This window comes from Paenisporosarcina sp. P4_B8, from assembly GCF_056402175.1.
This window is the reverse complement of sequence record NZ_JBFUHX010000002.1, coordinates 257,491-273,743: the sequence shown is the minus strand read 5'-3', so window position 1 is coordinate 273,743 and position 16,253 is coordinate 257,491. Positions and strand designations below refer to the sequence as shown.

The window sequence follows — 16,253 nt, the reverse complement described above, 5'->3', positions numbered from 1 at the left end:
TCCTGTGGGCCCAAGCGGAGGTGCGAGCTGGCGCATGGAGCTAGACATCAAGAATAAGTACGAAGGCTAAATTCCCGACATCGTGTCGGAACGCCTTAGTGATCCACATCCTGTGGACCCAGCGCTACTTTAATCTTTCCTACAAAGCAGTGCAGCAATGTAGGAGCACGGGTTTTAGCAAATTCCCTACATATTTCATATCTAAATCAAATTAAAAAGACTGCAAACAAACTCAAAAATAAGAGTTAGTCTACAGTCTGAGACAATTACAAAGGATTAGTCTTTTGGCGTAATGATTGAGATGGCTGGTTGAATGGTGAAAATATCCGTTACGAGTTTCTGTACTTGATGGATATGCACTTCATCAATCGACTGCAATACTTCATCATACGTTTTATGTTCATTGAAAATTAATTCATTTTTCCCATTGCGATTCATTCGAGCGTTCGTGCTCTCTAAACCGAGCATTAAATTTCCTTTTAATTGCTCTTTTGCATTGTTCACTTCTGTATCGGTAACCCCTTCATCCACCACTTTTTGAATGGTTTCATAAATGGTTTCCTGGAGTTTCTGCAATTGATTGCTGGAAGTGCCTCCATAAATAGCAACGGATCCTGCATCTTCATATGAAGAATGATACGAATAGATGGAGTAGGCCAACGCTTTTTCTTCACGGACTTCTTGGAACAGACGGGAAGACATATTTCCACCCAGAATATTATTCAATACAACAAGATCATAAATATGCTTATCTTTCACGCTTAGTCCAGGATAGCCAAGACATATATGCCCTTGTTCCGTTTCGCGTGATTTACGTGATTCACCCGGTTGGAAAACTGGTGTGTCAAACGATGGACGAGCAGACATTGCAGTACTTGATCTGAATTGACCGAATAAGGAATCAGTGTAATCGATCAAGCCATCCGGAATATTCCCCGCGATAGAAATCACAATATGTTCAGGTCGATAATGATGATCCATAAATTGATGGATGGAATCTTTGTTGAACGTTTCGAGTGATTCTTTAGTACCCAAAATCGATGCACCTAGCGTCTGGTTCGGATACATCACATTCCATAATTGTTCATGGACATCATCATCAGGTGTATCTTCTACCATCAGTATTTCTTCCAATACCACTTGGCGTTCTTTCTCTAATTCCTGTTCATCAAACTGAGAATGGAAAAACATATCTGCCAATACCGAAATGGCATGCTTCGCATGATGGTCTAATACTTTTGCATAATAGCAGGTTTGTTCTTTTGATGTAAATGCATTGACATGACCACCAATACGATCGAACTCTTCAGCAATCTGACGAGCAGACCGAGTAGCAGTTCCTTTAAAAAGCATATGTTCGATAAAATGAGTTAAGCCATTTTCTTCAGGTTTTTCATGTCTAGATCCAACATCAACCCATACTCCGACAGCAACTGATCGGACATGTGGGATGTGTTCATAGACAACACGCACACCGTTTTGACTTGTTCTTTTTTGTAACACACTAAAAGCCCCCAAACTTTAGAAAAAAGGTTGCCATTCACTGATTGGCAACCTTTTTTCTTTGTTTACTATTAAGAAAGAATAAACTTTTTTTCAGTTGTTTTCTTTTTTCAAGTTTAGCTATATCTAAGCTCCAAACGTCTGTCAGGATTACGTGACGTTTCTCGCTTTTCTTATATTATGCTTGCTCTTTTTCTGCCGCTTCTTTTTCTTCTTTTACGACAATTTTACGCGACAAGTTCACGCGACCTTGGTTATCAATTTCAATAACTTTGACGAACATTTCATCGCCAAGTTTTAAAACATCTTCAACTGCTTTCGTACGTTCTTCCTGGATTTCAGAAATATGAAGTAGTCCATCTTTACCAGGGAAGATTTCTAGGAATGCACCGAATTTTTCAATACGTTTCACTTTAGCCATATAGTATTCACCAACAGCTGCTTCGCGCACGATATTTTCAATGATTTCTTTTGCACGTGCATTCATTTCCTGGTCAATAGAAGAAATGTAAATCGTACCATCTTGCTCTGTATCGATTTTCACGCCAGTTTCATCGATGATTTTGTTGATTTGCTTACCACCCGGTCCAATAACGTCACGGATCTTATCAGGATTGATTTTTATCATGATAATTTTCGGAGCATATTGAGACAAATTCGTGCGTGGTTCAGAGATTGTTGCCATCATACTATCTAAAATATGCATACGGCCGATTTTTGCTTGTGTCAATGCCTCTTCTAAAATGCTGCGAGACAAGCCATCAATTTTAATATCCATTTGTAGTGCCGTAACACCTTTAGCAGTACCGGCTACTTTGAAGTCCATATCACCTAAGTGATCTTCCATTCCTTGAATATCCGAAAGAACAGAATAATGCTCACCGCGCTTGATAAGACCCATAGCAATACCTGCAACTGGTGCTTTAATTGGAACACCCGCATCCATCATGGCAAGAGTTGATGCACAAATACTTGCTTGAGAAGTAGAACCGTTTGATTCCAATACTTCAGAAACTAAACGAATTGTGTATGGGAAATCTTTTTCATCAGGAATAACAGCAACAAGTGCACGCTCACCTAAAGCACCATGACCGATTTCGCGACGACCTGGTCCACGGATAGGTCCTGTTTCCCCAACACTGAATTGAGGGAAATTATAATGATGCATGAAACGTTTCGATTCTTCGATTCCCAAACCATCGATGATTTGAACATCGCCTAATGCACCTAAAGTAGCAATACTAAGTGCTTGCGTTTGCCCACGAGTAAACAATCCAGAACCATGAGTACGAGGCAAAATCCCTGTCTCAGATGATAATGGACGGATCTCATCTAATTTACGGCCATCGGGACGAACTTTATCTTCTGTAATTAAACGGCGAACTTCTTCTTTCACCATTTTATCTAAAATTTGGCGAACTTGTTTTAGTGTTGCTTCATCAGCTTCACGTTCAACGTAGATCGCTACAACTTCTTCTTTAACTTCAGTGATTGCTAATTCGCGAGCATGTTTTTCATACACTTGAATGGCACTGTTTAATTTTGTTTCGCACATTTCACTAATTTCGGCAGAAAGTTCAGCATCAAGCTCGTAAAGTTTGATGTCCGTTTTCTCTTTACCCATAACCGCGACTACTTCTTCTTGGAATGCGATTAATTTTTTGATTTCTTCATGGCCGAACATAATCGCTTCCAACATTACTTCCTCAGGAACTTCAAGTGCCCCTGCCTCAACCATGTTGATTGCCTCTTTTGTACCAGCAACAATTAAATCAATTGTACTAACTGCCAATTGTGCTTGATTAGGGTTAATGATAAATTGACCCTCAATCAATCCTACTTGTACGCCTGCAATCGGGCCATCGAAAGGAATATCAGAAACAGATAATGCTAAAGAAGAACCTAACATCGCAGCCATTTCAGTCGTGCAATCTTGATCTTTAGACATAACGATTGAAATAACTTGAACTTCATTACGGAATCCATCAGGGAATAACGGACGGATTGGACGGTCAATTAGGCGACTCGTCAATACTGCGTTTTCTGATGGGCGTCCTTCACGTTTAATGAAACCACCTGGAATTTTCCCTGCTGCGTAAAGACGCTCTTCATAGTTACATGTAAGAGGGAAGAAATCTAATGGCTTCGGATGTTTTGAAGCAGTAGCTGTTGAAAGAACTGTAGAATCTCCGTAACGAACCATAACAGCACCGTTAGCTTGTTTTGCATATTTGCCTACTTCTACTTGCAATGGACGACCTGCCCATTCGAAATTAAAAATTTGTTTTTCTGTCATTGAATGAACTCCTCTCGCACTAAAAATCCTATTAAATTTAGTTGTATGTATCATTAGTAGTGTATCAAAAAAGCGTTTATCATGCGATAAATTATAAAATTGTCATTGAGAGTTGGTTCTATACAAAGAAATCTTTTTGAACATAAAGAAAAAGCGGGACGAATCCCGCTTTCACTAAAATGCATCTTATCGACGTAAACCAAGTTTAGCGATCAAGTCACGGTAACGTGATACTTCGTTTTCACGTAAGTATTTTAACAAGTTACGACGACGTCCTACCATTTTGAATAGGCCACGACGTGAGTGGTGATCTTTCTTGTGTGTACGTAAATGCTCGTTCAAGTTATTAATCTCTTCTGTTAACACAGCGATTTGAATGTCTGCAGAACCAGTGTCGCTTTCATGAGTACGATACTCAGCGATAAGTTCATTTTTACGTTCTTGTGTAATTGCCATCCGGTTCACCTCCAATACTCTCATAATATCCCCAATTACCGAGCAAGCGTTGGTGAATCGCCTTGCCAAGCAACGGTTAAGCATATCTCTATGCACTTAAAAATAGTAGCACAGTTTAGATGGATATGCAACTGTTACTTCAACTCTTGAAAAAACGAAATGGCCGTTTGTTTATCCTTTTCAATTTGTTGTTTCAAGGAGTCAATACCATCAAATTTGCGTTCATCCCGGATATGATGATACCAATCCAAGGATACTTCTTCTCCATAGATGTTCTTATCAAAATTAAACAAATGGACTTCAATCGTTAATTTTTTTTCATCCGGGTTTTTAAAAGTCGGTTTATATCCTACATTACAAACGCCATCCACCCATTCGTCTTGAATGAACATGCGTACGGCGTAAACACCCGTTGCTGGAATGTACGACCCTTCTTTTGCCTGTATATTCGCTGTTGGAAAACCGATTGTACGACCTCGTTTATCCCCATGAACGACGACACCCGGAATTTGGAATGGTCTACCGAGTAATTCATGGACTTTTTCCATATCTCCCTCGGTCAAGGCTTGGCGAATTCGTGTGGAACTGATTTTTTCCTGTTCATCCGATTTTTTCTCCACAACCGAAACGTCAAAATCATCATTCGCCAATTGAGTCATCACATTCATATCACCTTTTCCGAATGCACCGAATGTGAAATCAAAACCTGCGGTGACGTGTTTTACATGCAATTGACGAATGAACGTTTGAACGAATTTTTCTGGAGTCAGCTGAGCGAAATCTGAAGTGAACCGAACAACGAATGCTGTATCGACCCCCATGGATTCAAGCAATTCCATTTTTTGATCCAAGGGCGTTATATAAAATACTTTCTCATTACGCTTACCTAGAACAATGGAAGGATGCGGGTCGAACGTCATGACCGCTAATTTAAGTCCCCGTTCAGTTGCGATTTTCTGAGCATGTCCAATCACTTCTCGGTGACCTAAATGAACGCCATCAAAAAAGCCAATCGCTAATGAAAAAGGACCAGTTATTACTGAATCATTGAGATGATGTGGATATGATAAGTGCACAATGTTCATTCTGTATCTCCTCCGAATCGATTAAACATTTTTTCTGGTTTCATCTTGCCTTCTTTGGTCGGATGGTTGACATAAACAGCAACAGCCTTTTCCTCCACGGTAAAGACAATACGGTCATGATTCTTCAGTGCATCAATGGCATCCAATACCTGACCATTCTGAACCGATTTCATCAAAAACGGTGGTACTTCAAATTTCGGCATATCTTGAAGTGCATAATCCAAGTCATACAATTTCTCAGTCAATATGTTGTTTTCGACCAGTTCCTGTACTTGATTCAGCGTTAGACAATCTTCAGCGGTGAATGTACCAGAAGCCGTGCGAACTAGTTTTGACATATGTGCTGGATAGCCTAGTTTTTCACCAATTTGTACAGCCAGCGTTCGTATATACGTACCTTTGCTGCATGATACACGAATATTGAAGGTAACAAGTTCTCCAGAAAAAACATCCTCTTCACTAAGCAGAGATAATTCATAAATCTTTACTTGTCTGCTAGGTCGTTCAACGGATTGACCGGCTCTAGCATATTCATATAGTTTTTTTCCATTCACTTTTACTGCCGAGTACATCGGTGGCGTTTGCTCAATCGTACCAGTCAAGGAAAGTAAAGAATCAAGGATTTGCTGTCGTGAGAAATGCTTGCTGGATTCATCCGCCTCTACCACTTCACCGTCTGCGTCCTCTGTGGTGGTTGACGTACCAATTGTCACTTCTGCTTCGTATATTTTCCCTGCATTTGTAAGATACTCCGCTACTTTGGTTGATTCCCCTAAACAAATGGGCAGGACTCCTTCCACACTTGGATCGAGAGTTCCTGTATGACCGATGCGTTTCATTTTTAAAATTTTTCGTAACTTAAAGACGCAATCGTGTGACGTCATCCCTTGTTCTTTCCATAGCGGAAGAATGCCGTTTTGCATTCGTTCCCACTCCTTTAATTATGTAATTTAGAAAAAGCCTGCTTATAAAAAGCAGACTTCTTTTTGTTACTCAGTTTCTTCAGTTGTATCATTAATCTGTCTAAGTAAAGTGTCAATTTTGTTTCCGTAAGCAGATGACTCGTCAAATTCAAACATAAGTTCAGGTGTCTTACGTAATCGAATTCGTTGGCCAATTTCAGTACGGATAAATCCTTTAGCTTTAGCTAAACCTTTTAATGTTTCTTGACGTTTTCTATCGTCACCTAGAACAGTAATATAGACCGTCGCTTGTTGTAAATCACCAGTAACTTCTACGTCAGTTACAGTAACAAACCCAATGCGGGGATCTTTAAGTCTACGAGCAATAATTTCGCCTAATTCTTTCTTCATTTGTTCTGCTACTCGATTTGAGCGATTCGCCATGATGGCTTCACCTCTGTTCTATCTATAAATGTTCACGGATGGTTTCCGTTCGTTCCCATTCTGGATTTGACTCCAAGTAATGTATGGCGTGGGTCAACTCACGGTCGCTTGCATCAATTGATGAAGCTACACAAACAATCGCAATACGCGTTCTTTGCCATTTATCTTGATGATCTACTTCAGAAATAGATACGTTAAACTTTTGCTTCGTTCGAGTAAGCATGCGCTGTAGAACAGCGCGCTTCTCTTTTAACGAGTGCGACGTCGGAATGATGAACTCGCATTCCGCGTAGGCAATCATTTGCGTTTAATTTCTTCCATTACGAATGCTTCAATAATGTCGCCTTCTTTAACATCATTGTAGTTTTTCACAGTGATCCCACATTCATACCCACGAGCGACTTCTTTTACATCATCTTTGAAGCGTTTTAGTGACTCTAACTCACCTTCAAATACAACGATGCTGTCACGAATGACACGAACGCCACTATCTCGGCTGATTTTTCCTTCTGTTACATAACTTCCGGCAATCGTACCGATTTTCGTAACTTTGAACGTTTCACGAACTTCAGCCTGACCGATAATTTTTTCTTGGAATTCAGGATCAAGTAAGCCAGTCATTGCTGCTTCAATTTCCTCAATTACTTTATAAATTACACGGTGCAGACGAATGTCTACGCCTTCAGCCTCAGCTGCACGTTTTGCATTGGTATCAGGTCGTACGTTGAAACCAATAACAATTGCATTGGAAGCTGCAGCAAGTGAAATATCTGATTCAGTAATTGCACCAGCACCAGTATGGATGATGCGAACGTTAACGCCTTCAACGTCAAGCTTCATCAAAGATGCGGCCATTGCTTCAACAGATCCTTGTACGTCTGCTTTCACAATCAGATTTAATTCTTTCATTTCACCTTGTTTCATTTGGTCAAATAAGTTATCAAGCGTCACACGTGTTTTTTCAGAGCGTTGAGCTTGAAGCGCAGTGGATGCACGTGATTCCCCTACTTGACGTGCTGTTTTCTCGTCTTCGAATACTACAAAACGGTCACCAGCTTGAGGCACATCATTCAATCCTGTAATTTCAACAGGTGTACTTGGACCTGCTTCTTTCACACGACGACCTAAATCATTGACCATTGCACGTACGCGACCGAAAGTATGACCGACTACGATTGGGTCTCCAACTTTAAGCGTTCCATCTTGCACTAGAAGTGTAGCAACTGAACCGCGACCTTTATCAAGTTGAGCTTCAATTACTGTTCCAATTGCACGACGTTTAGAATCCGCTTTTAGTTCTGCAACTTCTGAAACTAATAAAACCATTTCAAGTAAGTTGTCAATTCCCTCACCTTTTAGTGCTGAGATTGGTGCGAAAATTGTATCGCCGCCCCATTCTTCAGATACTAAACCATGTTCAGTCAATTCTTGCATTACACGTTCAGGATTAGCAGATGGTTTATCCATTTTATTCACAGCAACGATAATTGGCACTTCAGCCGCCTTGGCATGATTGATTGCTTCAATCGTTTGAGGCATTACACCGTCATCTGCTGCAACTACTAAAATGGTAATATCGGTTACTTTGGCACCACGAGCACGCATTGTTGTGAAAGCCGCGTGACCAGGAGTATCCAGGAAAGTGATTTTCTTGCCGTTTTCAACAACTTGGTATGCACCAATATGTTGTGTAATCCCGCCAGCTTCGCCAGCTGTAACTTTTGTATTACGGATAGAATCTAGAAGTGTTGTTTTACCATGGTCAACGTGACCCATAATTGTTACAACTGGTGGACGTTCTTTTTGAACGCCTTGTTCTTCTGCTTCACCTTCGAAATAGCCTTCTAAATCCGAAATATCAACGCGGATTTCTTCTTCTACTTCAACACCATAATCGGTACAGATCAATTCAATTGCATCTTTATCTAATTCTTGGTTGATTGTTGCCATCACGCCAAGCAAGAATAATTTTTTGATAATTTCAGATGGCTCTCTGCCTAATTTTTTTGCCAGTTCAGCCACTGTCAATGATTCATAGAATGTGATTTTTTCAGGTAATTCTTTTTCTTTTCTTGGTACTGGAGGAGCAACTGGTTGACGGTTTTGTTTCCCTTTGTTTCTTCCAGCGCGATTACCAGTGCCTGGACGGTGATTTCCGCCGCCACCTGGACGTCCACCAAATCCTGAACCTGCAGGACGGTTTTGTCCAAAGACTTTCTTTTCTTTTGATTGAGTACCTTGTTCTTGTTTACGGCTATCCCCTGTAGAAGTTACTGCAGGTTTTTGCTTGTCACGTGAAGGTGTATTCGTCATTCCACGGCTTTGACCAGATGATGGTTTAGCTGGTGTACTTGGTTTATTTCCTTGATAACCACTTCCTGCAGGACGATCCCCTTGTGGACGATTTCCTTGATATCCACTACCTTGTGGGCGGCTGCCTTGTGAACCAGACCCTTGTGGACGATTGCCTTGAGGACGGTCACTTTGTGGACGGTTGCCTTGAGAACCTGAACCCTGTGGACGGCTACCTTGTGAACCTGAACCCTGTGGGCGATTTCCTTGATAACCAGAACTTTGGGGACGGCTGTTTTGAGAACCTGAACCCTGTGGACGATTGTTGCTTTGTGGTGCAGTTTTGTTAGCAGGAGCAGACGGTTTCTTGTAGACAGAGTCCAACTTCGAAACTGCGTCGCCTTCTAATGTCGACATATGATTCGTCACTTGTACGTTCAACTTACTTAATTGCTCAATAACTTCTTTACTCGTTTTATTTATTTGCTTTGCATATTCATGGACGCGTAATTTGGTCATTTGGTCACCCCCGGTTAAATTCGTTGAGAAGTCCGGACAGTTTTTTAGCAAAACCGTCGTCAGTAATTGCGAGTACCACGCGGGCCTCTTTTCCTGTAGCATGTCCGAGATCAGAACGATCACCGAAAACATGTAACTCAACGTTGTATGTGTTGCATTTATCTTGAATTTTTTTCATTGTATTGTCTGATGCATCTGATGAGATGATAACGAGTTTCGCACGGTTAGTACGAATATCTTTGACTACAAGCTCTTCTCCAGATATCAACATTCTTGCACGCACTGCCAGACCAATCAATTGTAAGATTCGTTGCTGTGTATTCATGTAATTTGCTCTCTTTCTATCACAGTTAACAATTCTTCAAAAATGCTTTCTGGTATTTTTGCTTCCAATTGACTATCCAGCACTTTGCGTTTTTTAGCGATTTCTACTGCCTGCTTGGTTTTGGAGACATACGCTCCACGACCAGACTTTTTGCCAGTTAGATCGACTGAAACTTCGCCTTCTTTTGATCGTACAACTCGAATCATTTCTTTTTTAGGAAACATTTCGCCTGTTGCCACGCATTTTCGTAAAGGTATTTTCTTTTGACTAGACATCAAAATTCACCCTCTTCGCTTATTCTTCGTCATCTTTATATAAATCAAAATTGTCATCGATATTTTCTTCATACTCTTCATCTTCAAGGTCGAAGTTTTCAGAAGCATGGGCAGATGGGTAAATGCCTAATTCGCGAGCATCTGTTTCACTCTTGATATCGATTTTCCATCCTGTCAATTTAGCTGCTAGACGTGCATTTTGTCCACGTTTACCAATGGCTAAAGATAATTGATAGTCAGGTACTACCACTGTTGTAGATTTCTCTTCTTCATGGACTTGAACATCTAATACTTTAGATGGGCTAAGTGCATTGGCAACAAATACCACTGGATCTTCAGACCATTCCACAATATCAATCTTCTCACCATTCAACTCATTAACGATTGTTTGAACGCGAGAACCTTTTGCACCTACGCAAGAACCTACTGGATCTACATCATCATTATGGGCAACAACTGATATTTTCGATCGATCGCCAGCTTCACGAGCGATTGATTTAATTTCTACGATGCCATCGTATATTTCAGGAACTTCCATTTCAAATAGACGACGAAGTAATCCAGGGTGTGTACGAGATACAAATACTTGTGGTCCACGAGTTGTACGTTCTACTTTCGTGATATACACTTTAATGCGCTCATGCGGACGGTATGTTTCCGTTTGAATTTGTTCATTCACCGGTAATACCGCTTCAACTTTACCAAGTCCTACATAAATATTACGAGCATCCAAACGCTCAACAACACCATTTACGATATCTTCTTCGCGATCAACATACTCTTCATATATCAATCCACGTTCTGCTTCACGAACACGTTGTGTAACCACTTGTTTAGCAGTCTGTGCCGCGATACGTCCGAAGTTTCTAGGTGTTACTTCTTGTTCCACAATATCTCCCAGTTCAAACGCAGGATTTACTTGTTTCGCGTCCTCTAATGAAATATGTAGACGGTCATCCAACACTTCTTCCATTACATCCTTGCGTGAGTAAACCTTCATCGAACCATTATCCAGATTCAAATCAACACGTACGTTTTGTGCTTGATTAAAATTGCGTTTATACGCTGTAACAAGCGCCGCTTCAATCGCTTCAATTAGTACATCTCGTGAAATTCCTTTTTGTTTTTCAAGAGCTATTAAAGCATCCAGCAACTCATTTGCCATTATTTTTCACTCCTACATTCACATTATGCAGAGAAATTAATCGCTAAACGCGCGAATGCAATTTTCTCTTTTGTAAGTTGAACTTTAATTTTTCTAGTTTTAATTCGAACTTCCATTTCTAAGCCTTGATCACTATAAGCAGTCAAAAAGCCTTCAAACTCTTTTTCTTTCAGGCCATTCACCAGTTCATATGTTTTCACATGAATGAATTGACCAACTGCACGTTCGAAGTCACTCTCTTTTTTCAATGGACGTTCTGCCCCAGGTGAAGAAACTTCTAAAAAGTAGTTTTGCTCAATTGGATCATTTGCATCCAACACTTCGCTGATACGCTCGCTTACAAGCGCACAATGCTCAATGTCAATGCCACCTTGAGGAGTATCTACATAAATACGTAAAAACCAATTACGACCTTCTTTTACGAACTCCGTATCAACGAGCTCCAAATTCAACTCTTCAACAATGGGCGTCACAAGCTTTTCTACTTCGGTTAATATTTTGCTCATATATGCCTCCCGCTGCAACTTATTTTCGACATAACAAACAGAAAAGAGCGGGAAATCCCACTCTTTTGCCGTAAATCTATCAACAACTTGTTATACAAATGATACCATACGAATGCTCGCAGTGCAAATCAGGCCTAGAATAGCGACAATTGATTCGCATCTGGCATACCTTCGAGACAACCAAGTTGATCCATGTATTCAATCAATGTTTTGGAAACACGTCCACGTTGTCCTAAATCTTCTTTCGATAGGAACTCGCCATTTTTGCGTGCTTCCACAATCGTTTTGGCTACGTTTGTTCCGAGTCCAGGAATCGCATCGAAAGGCGGAATCAATCCTTTGCCATCAATGACAAATTCAGCCGCCTTTGATTCGTAGAGATCCACTTTTTTAAAGTGGTAACCACGTTCACACATCTCCAAGGCAATTTCCAGAACCGTCAATAAGCTTTTTTCTTTCGGAGCGGCATCCAATCCTTTGGCATTGATCTCATCGATTTTTGCACGGATCGATGCAGAACCTTTCGTCATAGCATGCAAGTCAAAATCTGCTGCGCGTACTGTGAAATATGCTGCGTAGTAGAGGATCGGGAAATGTACTTTGAAATATGCAATTCGAACAGCCATTAATACATAAGCGGCAGCATGGGCTTTCGGGAACATGTATTTAATCTTTTTACACGCTTCGATATACCATGCAGGAACGCCATTTGACTTCATGTCTTCTTCAAATTCCGGAGTTAACCCTTTCCCTTTACGCACAGATTCCATGATTTTAAATGCCAGAGATGGTTCAAGACCCTGGTAAATTAAATACACCATGATATCATCTCGGCAACCAATTACATCCGAAAGCTGACAAGTCCCATTTTGAATAAGTTCCTGTGCATTTCCAAGCCACACGTCAGTACCATGAGATAGTCCTGAGATTTGAACAAGTTCAGAGAAAGTGGATGGTTTCGTTTCTTCCAACATTTGACGAACAAAACGTGTACCAAACTCAGGAATCCCGAGTGTACCCGTCTTACAGCCAATTTGTTCCTGTGTTACTCCAAGTGACTCCGTGCCACTGAAAATCTTCATTACTTCAGGGTCATCCGTTGGAATCGTTTTTGGATCGATACCAGACAAGTCCTGCAACATCCGGATAGCTGTCGGATCATCGTGTCCCAGGATATCAAGCTTCAATAAGTTATCATGGATGGAATGGAAGTCAAAGTGAGTTGTTTTCCACTCGGAGTCCTGTGCATCAGCAGGGAACTGAATCGGTGAAAAATCGAAAATATCCATGTAATCCGGGACAACAATGATTCCCCCTGGATGTTGTCCTGTCGAACGTTTAACTCCAGTACACCCTTGAACAAGCCGGTCGATTTCAGCGCCACGGATTGTTAAGTTGTGATCATTCGCATAGCCACGGACGTAGCCGTAAGCTGTTTTCTCAGCAACCGTTCCAATCGTACCTGCACGATAAACATTATCTTCACCAAAAAGTACTTTCGTGTAGTTATGTGCAATCGGCTGATATTCTCCACTAAAGTTCAAATCGATATCGGGTACTTTATCCCCTTTAAATCCAAGAAACGTTTCGAAAGGAATATCTTGTCCATCTTTTTTGTAAGGTATTTCACAGTGCGGGCAGACTTTGTTTGGCAAATCAAAGCCTGAACTGACGGAACCATCATCAAAGAATTCAGCATGCTGGCATGAAGGACATACATAATGTGGCGGCAATGGATTCACTTCCGTAATTTCCATTAACGTCGCTACAAGAGAAGATCCAACGGAACCACGGGAACCTACTAAGTAGCCGTCATCCAAAGATTTCTTTACTAGCTTGTGAGAAATCAAATAAATAACTGCAAATCCGTGTCCAATAATGGAAGTAAGTTCTTTTTCAATACGGGCTTCCACAATTTCCGGCAATGAATCTCCATAAATTTGCCTTGCCATCGCATAGCTCAATTCTCGAACTTCTTCATCAGAACCTTCGATTTTCGGCGTATACAAATCATCTTTAATCGGTTTGATGTCTCCGATTCTCTCCGAAATTTTATGGCTGTTTTCCACAACAATTTGTTTCGCGGTTTCTTCACCCAGGAAGGCGAAAGCGTCCAACATTTCATTTGTAGTACGGAAATGAACTTTCGGTAACTTGTGGCGGTTCAGTGGATTTGCTCCACCTTGCCCTCCAATTAGAATCTGTCTAAAAATCGCATCGTTCTCGTTTACATAATGGACATTTCCAGTTGCGACTACCGGACGTGCAATTTTTTTGCCCAGTTTAATCATTTTTCGAATGATGTCTTCAAGATTCCATTCATCTCTTACAAGCTCGAGTTCAATTAAATGTGCGTAAACTTCTTTCGGATGGACTTCCAAGTAATCATAGAATTTTGCAATTTCCTCGACTTCTTCAGGCGATTTTTGCATTAACCCTTCGAATACTTCCCCTTTATCACACCCGGAACCAATCAACAGCCCTTTACGATGCTTGACTAGAACGGAACGCGGGATCCTCGGAACGCGGAAAAATGTGTTCATATGGGAATACGAGACTAGTTTAAACAAGTTTTTCAATCCGTCTTCATCCGTGGCAAGAAGCGTGCAGTGAGATGGACGTGCCCTCTTGTACGACTCTCCATTACCTGTTTGATGGTTGAACTCATCGTGATAGTGAATACCTTTTTGTTCAGCTTCTTTCAACAAGTTCAACAGTAAGTAGCCCGTGGCTTCCGTATCATAGATTGCCCGGTGATGCTGGGTGAGCTCGATATTGAACTTTTTGGCCATCGTGTTTAATCGATGGTTTTTCATTTCCGGATGCAGGAAGCGTGATAATTCCAAAGTATCGATGACAGGGTGGACAGTTTGTTCCAGACCGACTTTCTTATAGCCTACGTACAGGAAACCCATATCGAATGACGCATTATGTGCAACCATAATGCTATCGCCGATCCAATCATGGAAGCGCTTGATGACGTCTTCAATATCCGGTGCATCACGCACCATATCATCGGTGATACCCGTCAAATCGATGGTAGTAGCAGACAATGGATGATGCGGATTGGCAAAACTTTCGAATTTGTCGATGACCTGACCATCTTTGATTTTCACAGCCGCAAGCTCAATAATGGTATCGTAAACCGCAGAAAGGCCTGTCGTTTCAACGTCGAATACGACATAGGTTGCATCCGCTAGTGCTCGATGCTCCTCTTCATAAGCAATGTTTACACCGTCATTGACCATGTAGATTTCCAATCCATAAATGATTTTAATACCATGTTTTTTTCCGGCTGCATAAGCATCCGGGAAGGATTGGACAACAGCATGATCCGTAATTGCGACAGCGGGATGTCCCCATTTTGCTGCCTGACTGACCAAGGCATCTACAGAAGAGACAGCGTCCATCTGACTCATTGGTGTGTGTAAATGAAGTTCAATCCTTTTTTCATCTTCTGGAGCAGTATCTTTTCTGGAATCCACTTTAATTTCCATAATATCCTGTGCCATTATGATCAAGTCTCGAACGAATGTATCGTTCTGTACTGAACCACGGACTTTTAGCCATGTACCTTTTTTCAGCAGACCCATAAGTTCTGCATCTTCTTTGTCCCGAGAAAACATTTTAACAAGAATCGAGTCTGTGTAATCCGTAACTTTGACTGTTAATAATGAGCGGCCGCTTCGAAGTTCTTTTACCTCAACATCAAAAACAAAGCCTTCAATCGTAATGCGTCTTTCTTCATCCTGAATTTGCTTGATTTCCATAATTGGCTCGTCCGCTTTAATCGGGGTACCCAGTTGAAAGGGTCCATTCAAGGTTGCCCCAGGATTTGATGCACGATCTTTTTCACGTTTCTGCATATCAGCCAATGCTTTCTTGCCCAGCTCTTCTTCTTCGATTCTTCGTTGCTCCATAAACGCTTGCTGTGCTTCTGCCAGTTCTGCCTCTTGTTCGATCAATTTAAAATCAATCGGTAAGATTGGGAAACCATACGAAGCATAAACATCAGCAATTTTAGACGCATATTTGCCTTTCAGTGTACGGAATTCAATTTCCTGTGCACACGTAAAATGGACGGTCTGACCATTGAAAGATGGAATTTGTACATGTAGAAGATTTCGTAGAGGAGGCGACATATCATCAATTTCCTGCAATACAAACGGCCAGTAAGAAGCGATTAACTCAGCATCGACTTGAGGTGATTCACAAGTAAGTGATAATTTTATATCCGCAATGCCAGCAAACTTTTCACGTAACCGCATATTAAATAGGTGAAACATGTTATAAGGCAATAGTTTCTCTACTTCTATAGTAAAACGCCATACACGCTCTTTTTTATGAACCGTCATACGACTTAGGGAAGCCGATTCAAAATGAGTCATGTATTCATCAGCGGTAAGTTCCAATTGTTGTAATAATAGTTGTAACCTTTTTTTGGCATCTTGTTCGTTACTCATACTCTATGCCTCCTTTCTTTCA

General features: G+C 41.0%; 13 protein-coding genes. All 13 read right to left on the bottom strand.

The window, feature by feature from the left end:
• Positions 1–276 precede the first annotated feature (276 nt).
• The 13 genes from AC1DSK_RS03380 to AC1DSK_RS03320 all read right to left on the bottom strand — a co-directional run bounded on the left by AC1DSK_RS03380 (position 277) and on the right by AC1DSK_RS03320 (position 16,231).
• Entirely contained in the window at positions 277–1,503 is a 1,227-nt protein-coding gene (locus tag AC1DSK_RS03380) for a M16 family metallopeptidase (protein ID WP_477546513.1), read from the bottom strand.
• A gap of 178 nt (positions 1,504–1,681) precedes the next feature.
• Entirely contained in the window at positions 1,682–3,799 is a 2,118-nt protein-coding gene (gene pnp, locus AC1DSK_RS03375) for a polyribonucleotide nucleotidyltransferase (RefSeq protein WP_342541805.1), read from the bottom strand.
• Positions 3,800–3,985: 186 nt separating this feature from the next.
• Positions 3,986–4,255 carry a 30S ribosomal protein S15 gene (gene rpsO, locus AC1DSK_RS03370; protein WP_016427593.1) on the bottom strand — a complete coding sequence of 90 codons (270 nt, stop codon included), beginning with the start codon at positions 4,253–4,255 and terminating at the stop codon, positions 3,986–3,988.
• 134 nt (positions 4,256–4,389) lie between these two features.
• Positions 4,390–5,340 carry a riboflavin biosynthesis protein RibF gene (gene ribF, locus AC1DSK_RS03365; RefSeq protein WP_477546514.1) on the bottom strand — a complete coding sequence of 317 codons (951 nt, stop codon included), beginning with the start codon at positions 5,338–5,340 and terminating at the stop codon, positions 4,390–4,392.
• Positions 5,337–6,263 carry a tRNA pseudouridine(55) synthase TruB gene (truB, locus tag AC1DSK_RS03360; RefSeq protein WP_477546515.1) on the bottom strand — a complete coding sequence of 309 codons (927 nt, stop codon included), beginning with the start codon at positions 6,261–6,263 and terminating at the stop codon, positions 5,337–5,339. Before truB ends, ribF begins: the two co-directional genes overlap by 4 nt.
• Positions 6,264–6,329: 66 nt before the next feature.
• Positions 6,330–6,686 carry a 30S ribosome-binding factor RbfA gene (rbfA, locus tag AC1DSK_RS03355; protein WP_269924776.1) on the bottom strand — a complete coding sequence of 119 codons (357 nt, stop codon included), beginning with the start codon at positions 6,684–6,686 and terminating at the stop codon, positions 6,330–6,332.
• Between the two features lie 22 nt (positions 6,687–6,708).
• Positions 6,709–6,987, bottom strand: coding sequence for a DUF503 domain-containing protein (locus AC1DSK_RS03350; RefSeq protein WP_016427597.1), 279 nt, complete (start codon positions 6,985–6,987; stop codon positions 6,709–6,711).
• A complete protein-coding gene (gene infB / locus AC1DSK_RS03345) occupies positions 6,984–9,497 on the bottom strand; it encodes a translation initiation factor IF-2 (protein WP_477546516.1) in 2,514 nt (837 codons plus the stop codon). The genes AC1DSK_RS03350 and infB overlap by 4 nt, the downstream gene beginning before the upstream one ends.
• A gap of 4 nt (positions 9,498–9,501) precedes the next feature.
• A complete protein-coding gene (locus AC1DSK_RS03340) occupies positions 9,502–9,822 on the bottom strand; it encodes a YlxQ family RNA-binding protein (RefSeq protein ID WP_016427599.1) in 321 nt (106 codons plus the stop codon).
• Positions 9,819–10,097 carry an RNase P modulator RnpM gene (gene rnpM, locus AC1DSK_RS03335; RefSeq protein WP_477546517.1) on the bottom strand — a complete coding sequence of 93 codons (279 nt, stop codon included), beginning with the start codon at positions 10,095–10,097 and terminating at the stop codon, positions 9,819–9,821. Before rnpM ends, AC1DSK_RS03340 begins: the two co-directional genes overlap by 4 nt.
• A gap of 19 nt (positions 10,098–10,116) precedes the next feature.
• Entirely contained in the window at positions 10,117–11,262 is a 1,146-nt protein-coding gene (nusA, locus tag AC1DSK_RS03330) for a transcription termination factor NusA (RefSeq protein WP_016427601.1), read from the bottom strand.
• Between the two features lie 23 nt (positions 11,263–11,285).
• Positions 11,286–11,768: a ribosome maturation factor RimP gene (gene rimP / locus AC1DSK_RS03325; protein ID WP_477546518.1), complete on the bottom strand. Its 483-nt coding sequence runs from the start codon at positions 11,766–11,768 to the stop codon at positions 11,286–11,288.
• Between the two features lie 134 nt (positions 11,769–11,902).
• Positions 11,903–16,231 (bottom strand): PolC-type DNA polymerase III, encoded by a 4,329-nt coding sequence (locus AC1DSK_RS03320; RefSeq protein WP_477546519.1) that lies wholly within the window; start codon positions 16,229–16,231, stop codon positions 11,903–11,905.
• Between the last annotated feature and the right edge of the window lie 22 nt (positions 16,232–16,253).